Here is a 19,230-nt window from a genome sequence, read left to right as displayed (position 1 = left end):
CTATGGTGAGATTTTTTGTTTTATATTCGTTTCATGTGTTATTGCTATATTCTTTATTCAGAGTCTTTAGATAAATATTATATCGGACATTCATGCGAAGACTTGCAGGAAAGACTGAGAAAACAACAAGCAATACAACAATCTTAAATAGTAGCAAAATAGCTGCTATCAAATTCAAATGTCATAATTTTGTCATTCTTTATTTTAATTCAATGAAAAATTTAAACTTCATTATTGCAAGTTGTTTACTTGCTGTGACGACCTCGTGTAAGACAGTAAATCCAACATCTGCCACAACAGGTCAAAACGCTCCTTATCAAAATCTGGGACATAACGGAAAGATTTACTCTGCCTTTTATCAGCAACGAGCCGCAGAATATGAAGCGCTTTGTCTGCAAGCTTACAATATCGCTAAATTTCGTCTGGATGAAGCTCTGACACAAAAATCAGACAGGCAGCTAGCTATTGTTTCAGATATTGACGAAACTTTTCTGGATAATTCCTATTATGCCGTTGAGCGTTCAAAAATGGGAAAAAACTATGATCAGAAAACATGGGAAGAATGGACGGCAAAAGGAATTGCTACACCTCTTACAGGTGCGCAGGAATTCTATCAGTATGCAGCAAGCAAAGGCGTTCAGGTTTTTTACATTACCAATCGTGCCGAGCATGAGCGTGCAGGAACTCTGAAAAATTTAAAAAAGTATAATTTTCCTATTCAAAATGATACCAACCTTATTCTTCGGTCAAAAGAAAGCAGTAAGGAAAACCGTCGTAATGATGTTGCCAAAAATTACAATATCGTTTTACTCTTAGGAGATAATCTTTCAGACTTTGCCGCGATATTTGATAAAAAGACCGAAGCAGAAAGGTCTGCAGCAGTAAAATCTTCTGCTAAAGATTTTGGTAAAAGGTTCATTATCATCCCCAACACAGGGTATGGAGACTGGGAATCCTCATTCTACAACTATAGATACGACTACACTGATCAGAAAAAAGATTCATTGATGTATAATGCTGTGAAAAGTACTCCCTAAATTTTCGGATGCATATTTTCAGTCATATAACACATTGTATAATACCTGCAACCTCACCCATCAAGTGGTGGGGTTTTTAGGTATTCCGTCGGAACACGCCCTACTTCTTTCCGCTCATTTGACGTTACAAATATCTATTTTCTTTATTCCTGCCCTTCTATGCGTACCTTTAATTTCGTATTGATAAGGATATCACAGAATTATTTTTTTACCAACGTTTGGTTCCCTGTTACCTCATCCTTTTTTATCATATAACCATCGGCTAGGTCAAGTGTCCAGCCTTCACCTGATATTTTCTTGTCTTCTGCCTGATTCGGATTGGTGATGGAAATTTTATCCCAATTGGGGCTCGTCAGCGCTCCTTTTTCAACGGTTAGTACTCCCCATTTATCCGTAACTCTGATTACAGGGTAAACCGTTCCTTTATCTTCTACCGGAATAATATTTCTTGGATCAAAAGAGACATTCATTTTCTCAAATTTTATTTCAAAATGAGGCTGCTCAATAAATTGAGATTTATACTCGGCAATCCGTTTTTTTTTCTTCTCTTCCCTTATTCCTTCCTCTTTAGCAATTGATGAACCGTTATAAAACAAAGACTCTTTTTTGACAGCATTTTCTAAATCTGATGAGATACTGATCTTGAATGCTTTCACAAAATAATCTGTTAAATCTGTTTTTGCCGTGATGTTTTTATTCCAGTTTTTATCTTTACCATAAAGCAAATATCCATAAACAGGAATTGTATGGTAGGCAAACGACCGGACAAATGTTGGATTATTGAAAAAGCCATTAATCCCGTCGGTTAGAAACTTTGCTGTTTCCCTTTTATTTCTGTTGCTGACAATTACGCCTGTAAACTCTGCCATTCCCTCATTTAATTCCAGAAGGTTTTCACTTAATGCAGATCCGTCATACAAGTTGTGCCGGTACTTTCTAAAAGACATCGCACGGGTAAGATGTTCCTTCAATTCTTTTTCTGAGACTGATTGAATAGCCTTCTTCAGTGCCTCAAGTTCTAACCGGAGATACATTCTACCATCTCTTTGATCCAGATGATTATTTTCTGTATTGTTAAGTTCAAATCCTAATAACGGCTGTATACGGTGGAATGATTCATGAGCCAGTAAGCCTATCCTTTTCTGTTTATTTTCAGGAAGCGGCAACATAATCATTGCCCATCTTTTTCCCTTCCAATTGATCGCTGTATTGGCAATATTAATGTTTACAGGTAAAATCCCCGTATATACATCAGCATTTAATTGTAGTAACCCTTCTGCATCCTTTTCGTTTGCGAAAATATCTCTGGTTTTTGGATCAATAAAAAGAACCGGACCGTATAATGCTTCATTCCATAACGAAGCACTTTTCTGAGAAGCTGTTTTAAGTTCATTAAAAAAAACGGAAATGCTATCATGTGAAATTCGCGGGCTTTGTCCGTTTATCGAGTAAAAAAATAAAGAAAAACACAGGATCGTAAATTTGCTTGCCCTCATAATTAATTAGTTTATTCATCATATTTCCCTGTTAAGACTAAAGGAAATGTGAATGTTACAAATATAACAAATTACGTTATTGAAAATGCCAAAGAAGAAACCTAAAATATTCATTTAAAGATCTCCTGTGCTAAGCTTCTTTGAGTTTCCATTGGGTTTTGGATGCTTCATATTTCTTATTTTTGTACTCTTCACGTTTCATTTTTCTGTATTCCCAGGGAGATATGGCATGCACATCCTGCCAAAGTCCTGTCTTATTACGTTGAGCGTTTTCCTGTAATTTTCCCAAAGAAAGATCTTTAGAATAAGGATAATACCACCATCCCATTCCGGCCTTTATCAATTCCTTGGAAAGGTATTTATCCTGGTCATAGTATACCTTGGCGATAGAGCGCCCATAACGGTCTGTAGTGGTTTCGATAAAAGTGACCGTCTTACCGAAAACCTGATTTGAAGTAAACTGTTTGGCATTTTTTCCGAACGGCTGGCCTTTTTCAGGACAATCTACCTCGGCAAGTCTTAATTTTTTTTGTCGTTTTCCGTCTATAAGTACGGTAATGGTATCTCCATCTGAAATTTTTATTACCCTTCCACTGTTTTGAGAAAATATCAGTAATGGGAAAAATAAACTCACTAGCATTAATCGTTTCATGGGGTAAAGATAGGAATTAGTACTTTTTGTAAGGATAAAAACCTTTTATTTTGCGATGTTTTGTTGACGTCCACTTGTATTCTATCTGAATTTTACTGTTTTATTTATACCTTAAAAGTCAGGAACCTTGTAAAATGAAGATAATCATCAAAAAAATGGGTGTCTATTTTATACCGCGATAAGTCAATGGTTATTAACAGGGTAAAGGTAAGAACTGCGTTATCTCAAAAAATTAATTGAAAATTATCGTAAATTTTATTTTTTTATTTCAAAAAGTATTGTACCTTTGCAACCGCAAAAACGAAGTAAAATTCGTTATTGATGACCATTAATCGGGGCGTAGCGTAGTCCGGTCATCGCGCCTGGTTTGGGACCAGGAGGTCGCAGGTTCGAATCCTGCCGCCCCGACTTTTTTTAGGGTGCGTAGCTCAGCTGGATAGAGCATCTGCCTTCTAAGCAGACGGTCAAAGGTTCGAATCCTTTCGCGCTCACTTTTAAGACTCTCAATTATGAGGGTCTTTTTTTGTGTTATATTTTTAATAGCAATACCTCAACAAGGATAGAGCATCCCGATCAAAAATCGGGACGGTCAAAGGTTCGAATCCTTTCGCGCTCACTTCTAAGACTCTCAATTATGAGGGTCTTTTTTTGTGGTATATTTTTAATAACAATACCTCAACAAGGATAGAGCATCCTGATACAAATCGGGACGGTCAAAGGTTCGAATCCTTTCGCGTTCACTTTTAAGACTCTCAATTATGAGGGTCTTTTTTTGTGGTATATTTTTAATAACAATACCTCAACAAGGATAGAGCATCCTGATACAAATCGGGACGGTCAAAGGTTCGAATCCTTTCGCGTTCACTTTTAAGACTCTCAATTATGAGGGTCTTTTTTTGTGGTATATTTTTAATAGCAATACCTCAACAAGGATAGAGCATCCCGATCAAAAATCGGGACGGTCAAAGGTTCGAATCCTTTCGCGCTCACTCTATGGTCATCAGGATTTTCTAAATTCTGATGACTTTTTTTTTGACCTTCTAATCCGCTCTTACTCAGCTTAATAAGATTAAGAAAAGCATTCGATTTAGGAGTTCGAAAAGTCTTGCCGTCAAACTCCAGTTTTTGGTAGTAAATTGAACTCGCAATCTTCCTTCTATCATCTAAACTACCTTCGACATATCTCTGCGCTAAATTGGATATACCATCTAATGCTAAAGACAGTTTGCCTGGGATATCTTGATCCTTACCCGCTTTAACAAGTCCTTTCAGATTTTCTTCGAGTTCTTCAAGTTTCTGTTTACATTCTTTTTTGACCTCAGTGTAATCATCCTCGTCCAATCTATCAGTTAAAAACAGATCTCTTGCCTTAGTTAACTTCTGGTTGACTTTCTCAATTTCTGCCATCACTGATTTCCTTTCGTCATCTACATTACCACAATATTTTTTGTAATTCCTTAAAAGAGCTACTTTTAGCAGGTCCTTATATTCAGGTAAGATCTCATATTTTCTTAAGTCATCTACAAACTTTTTGTTTAAATCATCAGAATTATGTCTGAATCCACATTTAGAATTACAGTGATAATAACTATAAAATTTGGTGTTACCTTTTGAAGTACTTGCAGTTAATGTGTTACCGCAGCGAGGGCAGATTAAAATCCCGCGCAAAGGAAAACTTTCATTGCTCAAAACCTTGCTCTCTCCGACCTCAGTCCTACTCTTTCTGCTTTTCCCCTCCAGGACCCGCTGAACCTTCTCAAATAGCTCTTCGCTAATTAAGGGTAAATGTTTCCCTTTAACGTAATGTGCAGGTTCATTCTCAAATTCCGCAATAAAAACTTTTCCGGTGTATACAGGATTTCGGATAGCAACCATGAAGGCATTTCTGGTCAAATTTTTACCCTGCCTTTTATTCATCAGCACGCGTATGTGCTCAGACGGCAGTTCGCCTTTCGCTATTTCTTCAAATGCCCATATAATATTATCAGCCTCGGGATGTAAAACACCTATATATTTCCTTCCATCCTCTGTACATCTGTTTATATATCCGTACGGCGGTGTGCCCATAATCCGGCCTTCTTTTCGTGCCCTCCTCATTCCATAAAATACATTCAGAGCCCTCCTATCATTTTCAACTTCCGGCGTTGAGAGATATATCGCCAGTACGATCTTGTTCTCCGGGATTTTAAGGTCTAAAGGCTGTTCTATTGCTTGAGGCTCTACTTGTAAGCTCTCCAAAACACTGATCATATGATATGCATCCCCAGCATTTCTACTAAACCGATCCCATTTAGTAAATAGGATTAACCGTGGCTCCCGATCTTTCTTACTTCTTTTCTTCAAATTTTTCAGATAAGCGGTCCATTCAGGTCGTTCAAAATTTTTAGCTGAATGATCCTCAAATATTACATTCTGAACTGCAATACCGTACTTTGCACAATATCCCTTTAGCCGCTCTGCTTGGTCTCTTTGTGAATAACCTTTGTCAGCCTGTTCATCTGTAGATACACGAATATACAAATCGGCTATTTTGCTGCCATAGTTCTTTTTCATACTAATACATTTAACTTTGAATAATTTTAGGAATTAACATGACTGGACTGCTGTCCTCGTCTTTATAGGACGGAAATCTGAAATGTAAATCAGCTGTCCCAAATAACTTAGTCTTTCTCATTGAACATTATTTATAATCTCGGTTATCGCGGTTAAACCAATAAGCTGAATGCTAATATTTTATCACCACGAAGGTCATTACAAAATTACAAAAAATAGATTATTCCGGAGAGAAGTACTGTTTAATGGTGACCCTTGTTAGCATATGTAAAAAATCGAGCATTTCGATAGCTTCTTCTTCGCTAACTTTTTTACCGGTTTTGCGGACAGCCTCCATAAACTCGTCTAGGGAAATTTCTTCCAGCTCAATAAAAGCGGATTGCTTCAACATCTCAAGGTTGAATTTTTTGCTTGCTTTGGAAGTTCCATATTTTTTCATATTAGCTGAAACCTTAAGGTAAAGCTATCTTAAAATATTCCCAACAGATCAAGAATGGAAATAAAGTGACTAACTTTTCCTACAATTTCCTATGAATATTTGCTTTCATTTCATTACGGAAAACCGTAAATGCTTTTAAATACATTTACCTATTTTAGTGTATAAAAGCATATTCAAAATAACAGCTGATAATTATTAAGTAGATGGATATTTTTCTCGACTCTCTAAGGCATTGTTTTTTAACTGACATATTGGCCTTAAGGATTGGATGGATGAAGGCTCAAATTAGGTAAAATTCCAAATGTAAGGACAAGGATTTTTGTATAAATGGGACAATTTGTCGTTAAAAAACTTAGGGCATAATTACTGTGATCTACAAATTACAAATTATAAACATATGGCAACCAGTGTAATTGCAAGACAGAGCGGTGACGACTTCCAATCAAAATTTTTTTGGCTAAAAGCCTGTGGATTAAATCTTCCACATACATGCATCAAAAAAGTTGCATGGGAAATGGATTCTACCTTTGGATTCGACGACGTTGTGGTATATTATGAGCCAGCAGCCAAAGAATCAGGGTATGACGTGACAGAAGACTACTACCAAGTAAAATTCCATGTTGACCACAAAAGAGGATTTACTTGCGACGCGCTAATGGACCCGGAATTTATTGGAAATAAGACAGAATCAATTTTACAGAGATTACATAACAATTATAAAAGTGATCCAACTAATTTTGCTTCTAAACGGTACAATATCGTAAATACCTGGGGCTTGGACCACAGTGATAATCTACGACTATTACTTGGTAATAATGGAGGTATTCGACTTGATAATCTTTTTAAAAAAGGACCGAAATCCACAAATGGTAAAATAAGGGAAGCTTGGAAGGCTCATCTTGAAATTCATAGCGATGATGAATTGCGGGAAATACTGGCACCGTTAAGAATAATGCACAGTTTTGGGGATGAACGCCATGTAAAGGATCAACTAAATTCTAATCTTTTACTTTCGGGTTTGAAACCTATACCTGCAGATCAACACTCCAGCAAATATAATGACCTTATTCAAAAATTGCACGCATCAGGCAAAAATATCTTTACTAAAGATGAGCTATTCGACATTTTAAAAGCTGAGGAACTTTATATTGGGAAGGCTACTGATGAGGAAAACTATTTTAAGGTAGGGGTGCGTAGCTTTAGAAAAGGTGCAGAAAATTTGCATAATGAAGTTGATCAAATCAGCTGTTTTCTTCACTGCTTTTCGAGTAGATTTATTTTGGAAGAATATGCTGGAATGGAATTCATTAACGAACAAATAAAGGCCACTGCAGAGAAAATAATTGAAAATAAAAAACCTGTCCTATTACATCTAGATACGCACCTATCCCTAGCAACCTTATTAGGATCTCAGCTCAATCCTAAATATGGCGTTCCAGAAATTACACTTGTACAAAAAACATTTAATGGTAAGAAGTTATGGAAAGCCGATACAGAAACCACACCAGCACAGGCTGCACCTTTTTGGACAATCACAGAGGAACAGCTCAATGAACACGGTGACGAAACGGTCTTGTCAATTAACGTGACACATAACATAATCGAAGATGTAAATGCATTTGTCGAAGAAAATCTCGCCCACGTCAAAGCAATTGTCCACGCAACCATACTGCCAAAAATTGGAGCTACCTCATTAATCAATGCCAATCACGCAGTTTCAGCACTCGAAGAACTAATAAATACAGTTAAAACGGTGAAACGTAAATGCTCAGTGATGGGGAAAGTTCATGTATTTATTGCCGCACCAAATGCCCTTGCTTTCTATCTTGGCCAGAAGATCAGCTTACTTGGAAAAGTGGTGCTATATGAGTTTGACTTTGAACAACAACGAAATGGTGGGTATCATGCCATTTTGGAAATATAATAACTTAATATTAAACCTACATGAAAATCAATTCGTATTTCAATGACTTTTTGTCAAATATTAGACTCACATCTTCTCAAAAAGAGGATTTAAAAAGAGGACATAAAACATTACGTGACCGTCTTAATACAGATGATGAACTTAAGGACATCATTATTTCAACATTCCTACAGGGTAGTTACAGAAGGTCTACAGCTGTCCGACCTTTAAATGGTAAACGCGCAGATGTTGATGTGATAGTAGTCACCAACCTGGACCGAAATGAAATTACACCTCAGCAGGCCATTGAAAAATTTATCCCATTCGTAGAAAAACATTATAAGGGAAAGTATGAAATTCAAGGTCGATCAATTGGAATTGAACTATCTTACGTCGATCTGGATATTGTAATAACTTCTGCTCCGTCTGAATCAGATAGAGAACTTCTAAAATCAAGCAGTGTGACCTCAAGTCTAATGCTTGAAGATTTTACCAACGATTATGAATGGCGCCTGACAAAAGGATGGAGCGATCCTGATCCTATGAAATCTTTTAATTTTTTGGCAGAATCTGTAAAAAACCAAGCGGAGTGGAAAATGGAGCCTTTATGGATTCCGGACAGTGAAGCTGATTCTTGGGACCAAACTCATCCACTAGAGCAGATCCGTTGGACTAGAGACAAGAATAAAAATACAAACAAGCATTTTGTAAATATTGTTAAAGCATTAAAATGGTGGAGGACGCTGAAGCTGACTGACCTAAAATATCCAAAAGGTTATCCAATTGAACACATGATCGGTGATTGCTGTCCGGACGGTGTCACTTCTGTTGCCGAAGGTGTTTACAAGACACTGCAGGGAATAGTTGACACCTACAGTTCAGAGAGATTATGGGGGACTACTCCTGTCCTACCTGACCGAGGTGTACCAGAACACAATGTGTGGAAAAGAGTTTCCAATGATGATTTTATTTCATTTTATGATTCTGTGGAAGAATATGCAGCTTTGGCGAAGGAGGCATTGGAGGCTGAAACTTTAAAGGAGCAAGTAGAAAAGTGGAGAGAATTCTTTGGTGATAAATTTCCATCTTATGACGGAGATGACACTAAAAATACGCTATCCTCTGGCTCAGCTGGGTTTACAACAAGAAAAGAGAATACAGATGCTGGACCAGGTAGATTTGCATAATTTGGAGCCTACCGAAATATTAAAAGCTGCTCGTAGACGACTGGAGGATATTAAAGGTTATCAAATGCTGGAGGACTTGGTCTGGAACCACTTTGTAAAAAAGTGGAAAATGACCTTTAAGATATCCATTGAAAGCTCAGACCAAGACCTAGTGCCAAACGAAACCGTTTGGCATGTTTTAGTTGACCATAAATATCCCGCAGGCAATATTTTGGTGGTGCCTGACCGCAAAGATGGCATTACAACCACTTTTCAACATCAGGATTTTAATCATATCGTTAAAGATCGACCATGGTCCAGCGGTAAATTATGTCTCGACGAGAGTCAAGGAAGCTGGGGAAGAAAACAATATCTTACTGAACCGAAATCCGCAACATCCAGACTTTATTGGCATATCGATAGATGTAAAAGCTGGCTGATCGCCGCCAGCAATAATACTTTGGTTGAAAATGGTGATCCCTTTGAATTGCCAGCATTCCCACCAAGACAAAAATACCAGCTTTTCTTTAACGAAAGCAGGGCTACTTTTGACAGCTGGTGTAAAAGTGATTATAAGGATGGAACTTTCACTTACAAGCAATTGAGGAAGGATATTTATGCAGTCCTTCAATTCAAAAGTGACAATTTTAGCCTGGAGCCGGATTGGGGTAAATACATTACAGATAACCAAAACGGTCATCAGCACGGTATTTGGCTACTTCTTGACAATATTCCTGTAATTAGCCCGTGGCAGATTCCCACTACTTTTGGAGAATTAATTGAGATATTAAATCTTCAAAAAATTGATCTGCTATCAACTTTTGTACGACAAACACAGAATCTAAAGAGACAAGGCTTACATCCTAATGTTGTTTTTTTAGGTTTTCCTGTGGCAGAGCGGATCGGACAGGACCATCATTTAATGCATTGGTTTGCGTTCACATATCCACAATTACCAAAAATAAAAGGATTCCGTCCCAATGCTATCGGCTTATCAAAACATCTTATTAAACTGGCCTTACAGCCTAATAAAAGAATAAACTGGATCAAAACAGATAATTGGAGTCAGGAACAATTAACAAATAGAGGTAGAATGACAAAAAATATGTCGGAAATAAAAGTATTGCTAATTGGTGCAGGATCTGTCGGCTCAATTTTCATTCAGTCACTGGTGAGGCTTGGTATGAACGAAATTAAAGTAATAGATCCTGATACGGTGGTAGCAGGAAATTTATCGCGCCACGTTTTGACTCTAGACTCTGTGGGTGTTCCGAAAGCCGAAGCATTATCAAATCATCTGAACAGCATATTCCCTTCTGTACATAGCACATATGAAAATTCTTCACTTGAGGAGGCCATCAGTCAAAATAAGCTAACCTTATCAGATTTTGATATTATTATTGAAGCGACTGGTCAAGATTCCGTCATTGCTTTTCTCAATGACAGTTTGGTGGATTGCACATGTTTGTTTACATCCATATCAACAGGCTACATGGCAGACACTTTGTACCTCTATATGAGTCGCCTTAGCAGGGGAGAACAAAATTTTTTAAGTGACTTTAATGCAAAATCTAAGAAGTGGCTGGAAATGGATGCAAAAAAGGTAAGCGGAGAAGAACAATTAATTGAAGGTATCGGTTGTTGGCACCCCTTATTCCCTGCTAGAATAGATGACATACAAATGCTTGCAGGTGCCGCAGTGAAAAGTTTTGAAAAGCAGATTTTTGATGGTGACACAGCTAAATTAACCATCATCCAAAAACAATATAACAACAACGATACATTTATAGGTATCAAAATATTCGAAGAATAACGATGGTCTACGCTAATATTGAAAATAATTTAAAAATTCATCTTTCCGAAGATCTACTTTTTGAACTACAAACGTATTGCACCCAGTCCGGACATTTAGAAACCGGAGGAATACTAATCGGACTATACACGGACAATAACATGTCCGCAAAAATTACGGCTGTCACCGGTCCACCCAGTGACTCTAAACATGGTAGAACAACATTTTTCAGAGGAACGAAGGGATTAAAAAAAACCTTAGACACCAACTGGAAAAAAGGTCAGTATTACCTCGGAGAATGGCATTATCATCCCTACGCATTACCCGACCCAAGCTTCCAAGATATCAACCAGATTAAGAAAATATCCACCGATCATAAATATCATTGTCCAGAACCATTGATGATTATTATCGGAATGGACGGAAAAAGCTTCATAAACCGTATTTTTGCGTCTTTAAAAGGGCAAAATTTAATTGAGTTTCATCCGCTAGAAAGAATAACCCCCTGATGTAAATTAAAATGATCCCGTTTCACTTGTATTTCCCCGAATTTCATAGTTTTTTCATTCTTTAATTTTGCAAAGATCAAGAAGAAAACTTTCTGCGTTTTTTCGACATCAACGAAATCGAAAATACACCTATTATTTAGTCTGATTTATCCATTCACTTAAAAATTCATTTACATCCAGTAAATATTGCTCAGCATCAACTTTTGATTTTAACTGTCCGGCATGCGCTACGGCATTTCTGCGTATCCTGAGATCATCGATCTTTTCAATCAGCAAATCCCTCGGCGTATTGAAAATATCTGCCAATTGGGTTACCAGAATCGCAAATTCAGTTGAAGAACAGCCCGGGGTTAAAGAACTCCGACCGAATTTAAATTTTTCCAAAGACGATTGCATACCTCCTAACATCCATTTTTTAACAGGATCGACTCTGTAAAAAACTTTTTTCAACTCATTTTCAAGAGCTCTGCCATATTGCAGTATAACTGGAGAAAAGTCACTTGACAATATAATCGTATTTAATAAGAACTGACCTGATGCTAAATATTTGACCGTTGTAGTTTCGAGCTTCGACGTATCGAATAAAACTTCTAAGTTTGCTTGATAAAGGGATATATCCATTCTCGCGTCAAACTCGTCAATCTTTTCCTCCAATCTAGAAATTTTTTCTTCACTATCCTCCAGATTCGTCTTCATCGATTCAAATTCCAACACAAAGTTATCTCTCCTGATATTGAGTAAGCTCAACTGTAAATTATTTGATTCGTCGAAGAATCCACCATCAAACACTTGGAACGCTATACTTCCATCATGTTGAATTTCAAGAACTTCAACCTGTTTATTCCCACCATTAATATTCTTAAAATGTCGAAGATAAAAAATTTTAACAAGGTCAACAGCATTTTGCGCTGCTACCAAATTTTGAAACTTACGAATCAAGTACTCACTGTGAGTTTCGATAACCAGCTGTATATTGAATTGTTTGTTGGCTTCAAAGAACATTTCTGCAAGCAGGGACTGCCATTTCGGATGTAAATTCGTCTCTGGTTCTTCGATCAATAACAGGCTAGGCTCAAAAATTTCCCTCCAATATTCACCATCTCCATCATAAACTTGGACTTCCCTCTTATTTTTTTCGGCCTGAACACAAATCTGAATGAGCAATAAAATGAGCTGCTTTATCCCGTAACCAAAATCCACAAGCTCGCGTTTCTCGCCATTCAAATCAATTACAGAAACAAAAATTAACTGGTAATCTTGCTTAAAATCTATATAAATCCTTCTCCCGATCTCAAAAGCTTGTAAATATCTATTTAAAAATGAATTTCTATCACCCTGTAATGGAAGGAAGCCCTTTAGTAGGTTAATGAAAGGAGTATTTAAAGATGCATTATAAATTCTTACATGCTGTTCCCTTACTGTAGAAAGGTAATTAACCGAAAACAGACGCTGCTCTAAGTGAGACATAGTCTGTATAAATGCATGCTCAATAACATTGTAGTTTCTTTGATTATTAGTATCAACATCAATCCATTTTAGATTGTCCCTTAAGATCTCAAGACAGCTTGAATAAAAAACACCCTCAATCTCCAGTTGTGGATAAAAAAATTCAGGGGGATCAAAGTCTCGATCTGAAACTTTTAAGGACCCCCGAAGTATTTTCTTCTTTAAGCCTTTATTAAGAAAACTTTCCCATGATCCTCTATCAGCCACGGGCTTGAATGAGCTCATTAATATAGACGGAATAACTCGAAAACCCTCCTTCTCTAAGGCATTTTCCAACCAAACTTTATCGTACTGATTATCTTGATAAACATCATAAATTTCCAAGCCGTCGCTTAAAATGGATTTTAATTTTGCAGTATCGATCCGCCAATTAACAAAACCTATTGGAGGTTCTCCATCGGGTTTCCCAAAAATTCCGTATTTAGTATAAAAATCCCTCTTCTTGTAGGCTGGATCGGCTTTCAGCTTTTCGTACTCTTCAATATCTTTTTTATACTTTCTCAGATCTCTGTCTTTGTCAGCTTTGGAAGCATTCTTATAAGCAAGAGAAAGGAGAACATCGCCATCCAGAGCGTCAGAAAGCTGCACCTCCCTTAATTTCGCCTTGTAAGGATCAGCTGGCAGTACCACAAACGTAAGTGAGATAACTCCATGCCTCATCCCAAGGAAATTAAAGGGCAGCGAAACTGTTATTTTCTTCTTTGTTTTCTTGTAAAGTACATTTTCTAAATTTCCCAGCAGGTGTTCCTGTTCCGTGAGGTCGAGTTCATAAGGAAAAACTTTAGCACTAACGCTATTTTTTAACAGCTGTAGTCCTTTGATTATTGAACTTTTCCCTGAATTATTCGTACCTGTTAATAAATTTATCGCAGAAAAGTTTTCAAGAATTCCTTGCTGATCATCAAAAATTCTGAAATTTTTAAGACCAAAAATGTTTACTGGTAACATTAACAAATTTTATTAGTAAGATTAATTCTCTGCAACCTTAGTAGTTCTCCAAGTATTTACCTCAAATAAAACGGCCGCATCACCTGAATTATTCCAAACGGAACTCTTTAAATCCCAGTAGATAAAATATTTTTTGTTTTTTCCACCATTGATATCAGTTGATCTTTTAATGCCAACTTTTGAATAGAGGACCACTTCGTCACCTTTTTTTACTTCCTGGGGCTTGAACCAGAAAGTGTGCCTCATTTTGTTGGAAATTTTACCTTCATCAAGATATGTTGTGTCGGAAATGATAAAGTAATACAGATTTGTATCTTCCAAAACCGATAATTCAACACGCTCACTTTCCAATGTACCAAAGTCCACCACTTGGTTGATTTTTAATTTCATAATAGATTATATAGCTTTTAAAGCAATTTATGAAAATTTCAAAGGATACCAAACACATTTAAAACCTTTCTAAATATTTTCTTAAATTTAAGTAGGACTATACAGACCTCATAATAAAAAAATATGTTTGAAATTGAAATTCAAGGCTTGAAAATTGCTGTATCTGAACATATTGTAAATGGCCAGCAGGTCTTTAGGCTTTCATTTGCTGATAATAGAAAACCCCTGGTCGTTGCGCGCGCGAAAACATGGAATGGCGATACATGGACAAGCATTCCGCAGGGCCGTCAGAAGGAGGCCGAAGAGTTTGGAAAAGAAATTAGTAAACACTTAAAAGAATAAAACTATGTGTTATTACAATGGACAACGCGTTTCAAGGGAAGAATTCATCAGATTAATGGATCTTGAAAAAGCCGTTATGAACTATGATTTCCTTGATCAGGAAATACATGAAGGTTTTAATTACGGAAATATTGCTGTTTTAAGACCCACCGAAGACCGATGTAATTTCGATATCGTACAGATGGAATGGGGCTTTATACCATCCTATATAAAAAACAGAGAAGATGTCAAAAAAATGCGTTTTGGTTACAAGGACAGTACCGGTAAATGGCGTCAGCCCTACACGACATTGAATGCAAAAGGCGAAGAACTAATATTGATCGATGAAAATACTGGCCGTGAAAAAATGTTCCGGAAGGCAGCACTGGAAAGAAGATGTCTGATCTTATCCAGTGAGTTCTATGAATGGCGCCATATCCATCGACTGAACAAAAAAACCAACCTGCCACTTAAAACAGCTGATAAATATCCATACCATATCGGCTTAAAGGACAAGGCATATTTTTTTATCGCGGCCATATGGCAGAACTGGACTGATAAAGACACAGGGGAAACCGTCGATACTGTTGCCCTTGTAACCACCGAGGCCAATTCATTGATGAGACAGATTCATAACTCAAAGAACAGAATGCCAACAATGCTTCCTGACGAGCTTGCATGGGAATGGATGATGGAAGATCTAACAGAGCAGCGAATCACAGAAATTGCAACTTATCAGATTAAAGCTTCTGACATGGATGCCTATACGGTTGAAAAAGACTTCAGAACAACAGGAAGCCCATCAAAAGCATTTGTCTATTCCGAAGTCCCGGAGTTATCATATGAAGTTTAAAAGTAATCATCAATACAAACTAAATGATGCAACTTTTTTAATGGTTTGCTTTTCCTTATTTTGTAATTTTATAAGCAAATCGATATTATGGAAAGTACAGCACGAATTAAAGTTGATAAAGATATCAAGCCTTTGAAAGATCTTAAGTCTTGGAAACCTTTTGAGTTTATTGTTGGTGAAAAGTATTATGTCTCATTTCAAACGGGTTATGCAGTTCCTTGTAAATTGGTCGAGGTTTATCAAGAAGGACACCGTACGAGGCTTTTGATCGACTGTAAAAATCCAAGCTATAATGGAACTTATACTTTGTTTCAGGAAGAACTTGGACGTACACCAGAGGAAGCTGCGATCAATAAATTTGGACTTTTTTAGAAAGGTCCAGTTTTATTAAGTAATATCCCTTAGGCAGCTTGTATTTTTATGTCTTATTTCTCCGCAACTGCTTCAAATAATCCAGGATAGCTCTTCACTATACCTTGCTTATCCACAACAATTAATTCTACAATCATTAGGAATAATATTTCTGAAAACTTTAGCTGTATTATACAAAGGTCAGGGATGGGTGGCGAAGTGCTTTCCGACCCATCCGAGACTAATAATTAGGTAAGTGTGTTAGATCATCAAAAGATAAAACGGATCATAAATATTTGAATATCGCCAGGACCTTCGCAATGTAATCCTCAGCTGTATACCTATCGATCACATCATGGGTACACACAGCGTCATTATAGGTATGACCTGCACAGTTTCTGAGATCTTTTATATATCTAAAGGTATCAAATAGGCTTTCTGCATTATTGTAGTCACTCCAAAAACTTCTTAGAAAATTGGAAAATTCCAATACTAGTGGTACAGAATTATAATTGTACATAGCATTGCTTGTTGGCGATATGCTATGTAGTAATTCAAAGATTTGGGTCAAATTCCCGAACTTATAATCAGTAGTGGAATTTTTGCTATAATTCTTCAAGTGATCGATCATTACATTATTTCCATTAATTAGAATTGTGCCACTGCCATTTCCCCTAGGTAGCGGTAAATTATCAATAATGTGATTAATTTTGTCTTTATAGTGCGCATCTTCTGACCATATAGTCACGTTCGAACTGTCGATATAGTTCGTGAAATCATCCATCCATTTGATCATTTCAAATTCCACTGCACGACCAAACTGTATGATAACAGGAGCAAAATCGGCGTCATTGTCTAACGTTATCAATAGGAATTTACCTGTTGCTAAATATTGTAGCGTTTTATTATTATCGATTTTGCTTTCATCAACTAATAATTTTACTTCTGCTACGTATTTTGAATAATCGGTTTTTTCCAGGAAACGATCAATCATTTGCTGCTGTTGCTCTAACCCTAGCTGTAATTCAGATTCTATCTTATCTTTCTGCCTTTTGACTTCATTGATTTCTTCTTTAAGCTTGGCATGATCAGAATATGCACCTTCCAATTTATGCTGCAGCTGTTCCAATTCTCTATTTTTTTTATCAAGAGCAGTTTTGGACGCTATTTGCTTTTCTTTTATTTCGTCATAATCTTCAATAAAATGGTTTCTTTGAATGTTGAACAAGCTTAGCTTTAGATTATTCTGCTCATCAAAGAATCCCTTGCCAAAATATTGTTCATAGTCTATACTGCCATCTTTCTCAATCTTTACGTGACTGATATAATTTTGTTTGAAACCTGCTTTAACGTCATGGGGCTGATTAAAATAATACATCTTGACCTCACTGGGAGAAATTACTTTGTTGCCTATGTATTCCTGGAATTTATAGATAAGATATTCACTATGGGTTTCAATGAGAAATTGGATATTGAACCTGCTGGCGGCATCTATAAATAACTCTGCCATTTTTGACTGTAAAGATGGATGAAGATTGGCCTCCGGTTCTTCTATCAAAAGCGTCGATGGCATAAAATAAGTAGCTTCCTTTTCATAATAACCTTCATTACCATTAAAGTCGTATTCATGGTTCCTTTGGTACATAAAGGCAAGCGTAGCTATCTTCAGTATGATAGGAAGAAGTTGTGACACACCGTATCCCAGATCGACCAATGCTGTCCTTGTACCGTCAAAATTTATTAGGAAAATTTTGGTCATACCGATAGATTCATCCCTATCCACTGACAGTTCTTTTCCTATATTGAAACCTTTATTTTTGATTTCACCATTTTTATCCTTAAATTCTCCCTTGCCGATCCAGAAATTGACAAAATCCTGTATTTGTGGATAGCTTTCTAGATAGATAGATGTGAAATCCCTTACGATCTGTACGTCTTCCCCATTCTGCTCGTCTATAAACCATGCCCTATTTCTTCCGCGTGCAGTTGGCAAAAAATGGATTCGATTTAAACTCTCAACCTTTTTCTTGACAATTTCCGTAAAATCTTTTTCTATGGCCTGCGACAGATCTGAATAAATATCACTACTATCTGTTGTTTGAATCCAGGGCGAGTCGAAAATACTTTGTACGCTTGCTTCGTTACTGCCACTCTCCTCCTTGGATTCGGCTATCACAATGTCTCTACAGACGCCATAATACGTTCGGGAAAAGTTGTCATGGAAACAATTTAAGATCTTTTCATGATTGTTTTCTTTTCCATTAAGAAGTGCTGTCGTGACCATCTCTTCTATTTCAGACAGTTTTGACTTTTCGTGCTCCGATAATCCCGAATAGTTGGAAAATATGCTTTTTCCAGCTACCCTTTTTTTAAGAAAGTCTTTATAACTCTCGCGCTCGTAGGAAAAAAAGTTTTTCTCAAGCGAAATGGATTTGTATTTATCGATTCTACTAAAAAGGTTAATACTGCAAATATCGACAGTCTCTTCATCCGGCTCTGATTTTTTCATCTCCTTTAAAGGATTCTTTAAGATGAGCCTGATGATTTCTTTCAGATCAATACTTGTGGACATTTCCCAGTAATCGGCTTCTTCATGACCGTATCTGAATGCAATCACATTGGACCAGTGCAAATATTTACCTTTCCTTACAATCGCAATACTTTTGATATCATGGTTTACCACATCCTCTTCGATGGCACCTTTTCTATAGATAAAGCGGTTCAGTCCATACCTGATCTCAAGCATTGCATCTATTTCTCTACTTCCGCCGATTTTAATCGGAAATGCAAATACTAGATCTGAATCATCCTCAAAAATAGGCCTTTCCGTGGTTTGTGAACTATACTTCTTATGGAAATTAGAAATCCTTGAGTACATTTGCTCGCTCTGTTGATTCGAGTCTTTATAATGCTGCAATGCTTCCCGGTTAAAAATACGTTCCATATTTCCCAGTTCATGTTGCATATTCTTAAAATCCAGGTGTTGCGAAACAATCCCGTCTTTGTAATTGTGGACCATGAACTGAATTGCTTTAAAAACAGAGCTTTTTCCAGCATTATTTGACCCAGTAATAATCGTAATAGGTCCAAACTCAAGATTTTCCTTCTTGCTAAATGTCCTAAAATTCTGTAGGCCAATTCCCTCTAAATTTGGCATTATGATAGTTTAATATTTTATAAATTATGTATTTGAAGAGTCTTTGAAGTAACTTTAATTAAAAAATCACTACACCACACTTCGAGATGAATTATACCATGCTTTGCAGCACAATATATAACCTGGTTCAAGATACCTACTTCTACTCCTTTGTTTC

16 protein-coding genes and 2 tRNA genes are annotated in these 19,230 nt (G+C 36.8%); 11 read left to right on the top strand and 7 right to left on the bottom strand.

The window, feature by feature from the left end; translation table 11 throughout:
- The first annotated feature begins 33 nt into the window (after window positions 1–33).
- Together M030_RS25320 and M030_RS0118735 are read left to right on the top strand one after the other, a co-directional pair.
- Complete coding sequence (locus M030_RS25320) at window positions 34–147, top strand: GIY-YIG nuclease family protein (protein ID WP_115596894.1); 114 nt, start codon at window positions 34–36, stop codon at window positions 145–147.
- Window positions 148–212: 65 nt separating this feature from the next.
- Window positions 213–1,037 carry a 5'-nucleotidase, lipoprotein e(P4) family gene (locus M030_RS0118735; RefSeq protein ID WP_027374896.1) on the top strand — a complete coding sequence of 275 codons (825 nt, stop codon included), beginning with the start codon at window positions 213–215 and terminating at the stop codon, window positions 1,035–1,037.
- Between the two features lie 200 nt (window positions 1,038–1,237).
- On the opposite strand, the gene M030_RS0118730 is transcribed toward M030_RS0118735, so the two are convergent.
- Window positions 1,238–2,533 carry a hypothetical protein gene (locus M030_RS0118730; RefSeq protein WP_034722864.1) on the bottom strand — a complete coding sequence of 432 codons (1,296 nt, stop codon included), beginning with the start codon at window positions 2,531–2,533 and terminating at the stop codon, window positions 1,238–1,240.
- Window positions 2,534–2,663: 130 nt separating this feature from the next.
- A complete protein-coding gene (locus tag M030_RS24520) occupies window positions 2,664–3,185 on the bottom strand; it encodes a thermonuclease family protein (RefSeq protein ID WP_034722862.1) in 522 nt (173 codons plus the stop codon).
- A 333-nt stretch (window positions 3,186–3,518) separates the two neighbouring features.
- On the opposite strand from M030_RS24520, the gene M030_RS0118720 reads away from it, so the two are divergent.
- Together M030_RS0118720 and M030_RS0118715 are read left to right on the top strand one after the other, a co-directional pair.
- A tRNA-Pro gene (locus M030_RS0118720) sits at window positions 3,519–3,593 on the top strand.
- Between the two features lie 9 nt (window positions 3,594–3,602).
- Window positions 3,603–3,676: transfer RNA gene (locus tag M030_RS0118715), tRNA-Arg, on the top strand.
- A gap of 418 nt (window positions 3,677–4,094) precedes the next feature.
- Here the strand turns inward: M030_RS0118715 and M030_RS24515 are convergent.
- A complete protein-coding gene (locus M030_RS24515) occupies window positions 4,095–5,738 on the bottom strand; it encodes a recombinase family protein (protein WP_051585174.1) in 1,644 nt (547 codons plus the stop codon).
- A 220-nt stretch (window positions 5,739–5,958) separates the two neighbouring features.
- Window positions 5,959–6,177, bottom strand: coding sequence for a hypothetical protein (locus M030_RS0118705; protein WP_027374894.1), 219 nt, complete (start codon window positions 6,175–6,177; stop codon window positions 5,959–5,961).
- A gap of 397 nt (window positions 6,178–6,574) precedes the next feature.
- Between M030_RS0118705 and M030_RS0118700 the strand changes: the two genes are divergently transcribed.
- The 4 genes from M030_RS0118700 to M030_RS24510 are packed head-to-tail and all read left to right on the top strand — an operon-like array spanning window position 6,575 to window position 11,547.
- Complete coding sequence (locus tag M030_RS0118700) at window positions 6,575–8,101, top strand: SAVED domain-containing protein (RefSeq protein WP_027374893.1); 1,527 nt, start codon at window positions 6,575–6,577, stop codon at window positions 8,099–8,101.
- 20 nt (window positions 8,102–8,121) lie between these two features.
- Entirely contained in the window at window positions 8,122–9,267 is a 1,146-nt protein-coding gene (locus M030_RS0118695) for an SMODS domain-containing nucleotidyltransferase (protein WP_027374892.1), read from the top strand.
- The gene (locus tag M030_RS0118690; protein ID WP_081806358.1) at window positions 9,170–11,059 is read left to right on the top strand and encodes a ThiF family adenylyltransferase; all 1,890 of its coding nucleotides are present in this window, start codon (window positions 9,170–9,172) and stop codon (window positions 11,057–11,059) included. The genes M030_RS0118695 and M030_RS0118690 overlap by 98 nt, the downstream gene beginning before the upstream one ends.
- A gap of 2 nt (window positions 11,060–11,061) precedes the next feature.
- On the top strand, window positions 11,062–11,547 hold the full coding sequence (locus tag M030_RS24510; protein WP_051585173.1) for a Mov34/MPN/PAD-1 family protein: 486 nt from the start codon (window positions 11,062–11,064) through the stop codon (window positions 11,545–11,547).
- Between the two features lie 132 nt (window positions 11,548–11,679).
- Here the strand turns inward: M030_RS24510 and M030_RS0118680 are convergent, their stop codons facing one another.
- Together M030_RS0118680 and M030_RS0118675 are read right to left on the bottom strand one after the other, a co-directional pair.
- A complete protein-coding gene (locus M030_RS0118680; protein ID WP_027374890.1) occupies window positions 11,680–14,001 on the bottom strand; it encodes an AAA family ATPase in 2,322 nt (773 codons plus the stop codon).
- Between the two features lie 21 nt (window positions 14,002–14,022).
- Window positions 14,023–14,391 (bottom strand): hypothetical protein, encoded by a 369-nt coding sequence (locus tag M030_RS0118675; RefSeq protein ID WP_027374889.1) that lies wholly within the window; start codon window positions 14,389–14,391, stop codon window positions 14,023–14,025.
- Between the two features lie 123 nt (window positions 14,392–14,514).
- Between M030_RS0118675 and M030_RS0118670 the strand changes: the two genes are divergently transcribed.
- The 3 genes from M030_RS0118670 (at window position 14,515) to M030_RS0118660 (ending at window position 15,937) form a co-directional block, all read left to right on the top strand.
- Window positions 14,515–14,733, top strand: coding sequence for a hypothetical protein (locus M030_RS0118670; RefSeq protein WP_027374888.1), 219 nt, complete (start codon window positions 14,515–14,517; stop codon window positions 14,731–14,733).
- Between the two features lie 4 nt (window positions 14,734–14,737).
- A complete protein-coding gene (locus tag M030_RS0118665; RefSeq protein ID WP_027374887.1) occupies window positions 14,738–15,565 on the top strand; it encodes an SOS response-associated peptidase in 828 nt (275 codons plus the stop codon).
- 87 nt (window positions 15,566–15,652) lie between these two features.
- Window positions 15,653–15,937, top strand: a complete 285-nt coding sequence (locus M030_RS0118660; protein WP_027374886.1) for a hypothetical protein — start codon at window positions 15,653–15,655, stop codon at window positions 15,935–15,937.
- A 265-nt stretch (window positions 15,938–16,202) separates the two neighbouring features.
- On the opposite strand, the gene M030_RS0118650 is transcribed toward M030_RS0118660, so the two are convergent.
- A complete protein-coding gene (locus tag M030_RS0118650; RefSeq protein WP_027374885.1) occupies window positions 16,203–19,073 on the bottom strand; it encodes a DUF3696 domain-containing protein in 2,871 nt (956 codons plus the stop codon).
- Window positions 19,074–19,230 lie beyond the last annotated feature (157 nt).

Source organism: Chryseobacterium sp. UNC8MFCol (assembly GCF_000482305.1).
Taxonomy (GTDB): Bacteria; Bacteroidota; Bacteroidia; order Flavobacteriales; family Weeksellaceae; genus Chryseobacterium; species Chryseobacterium indologenes.
This window is presented reverse-complemented; position numbering and strand designations above follow the sequence as displayed.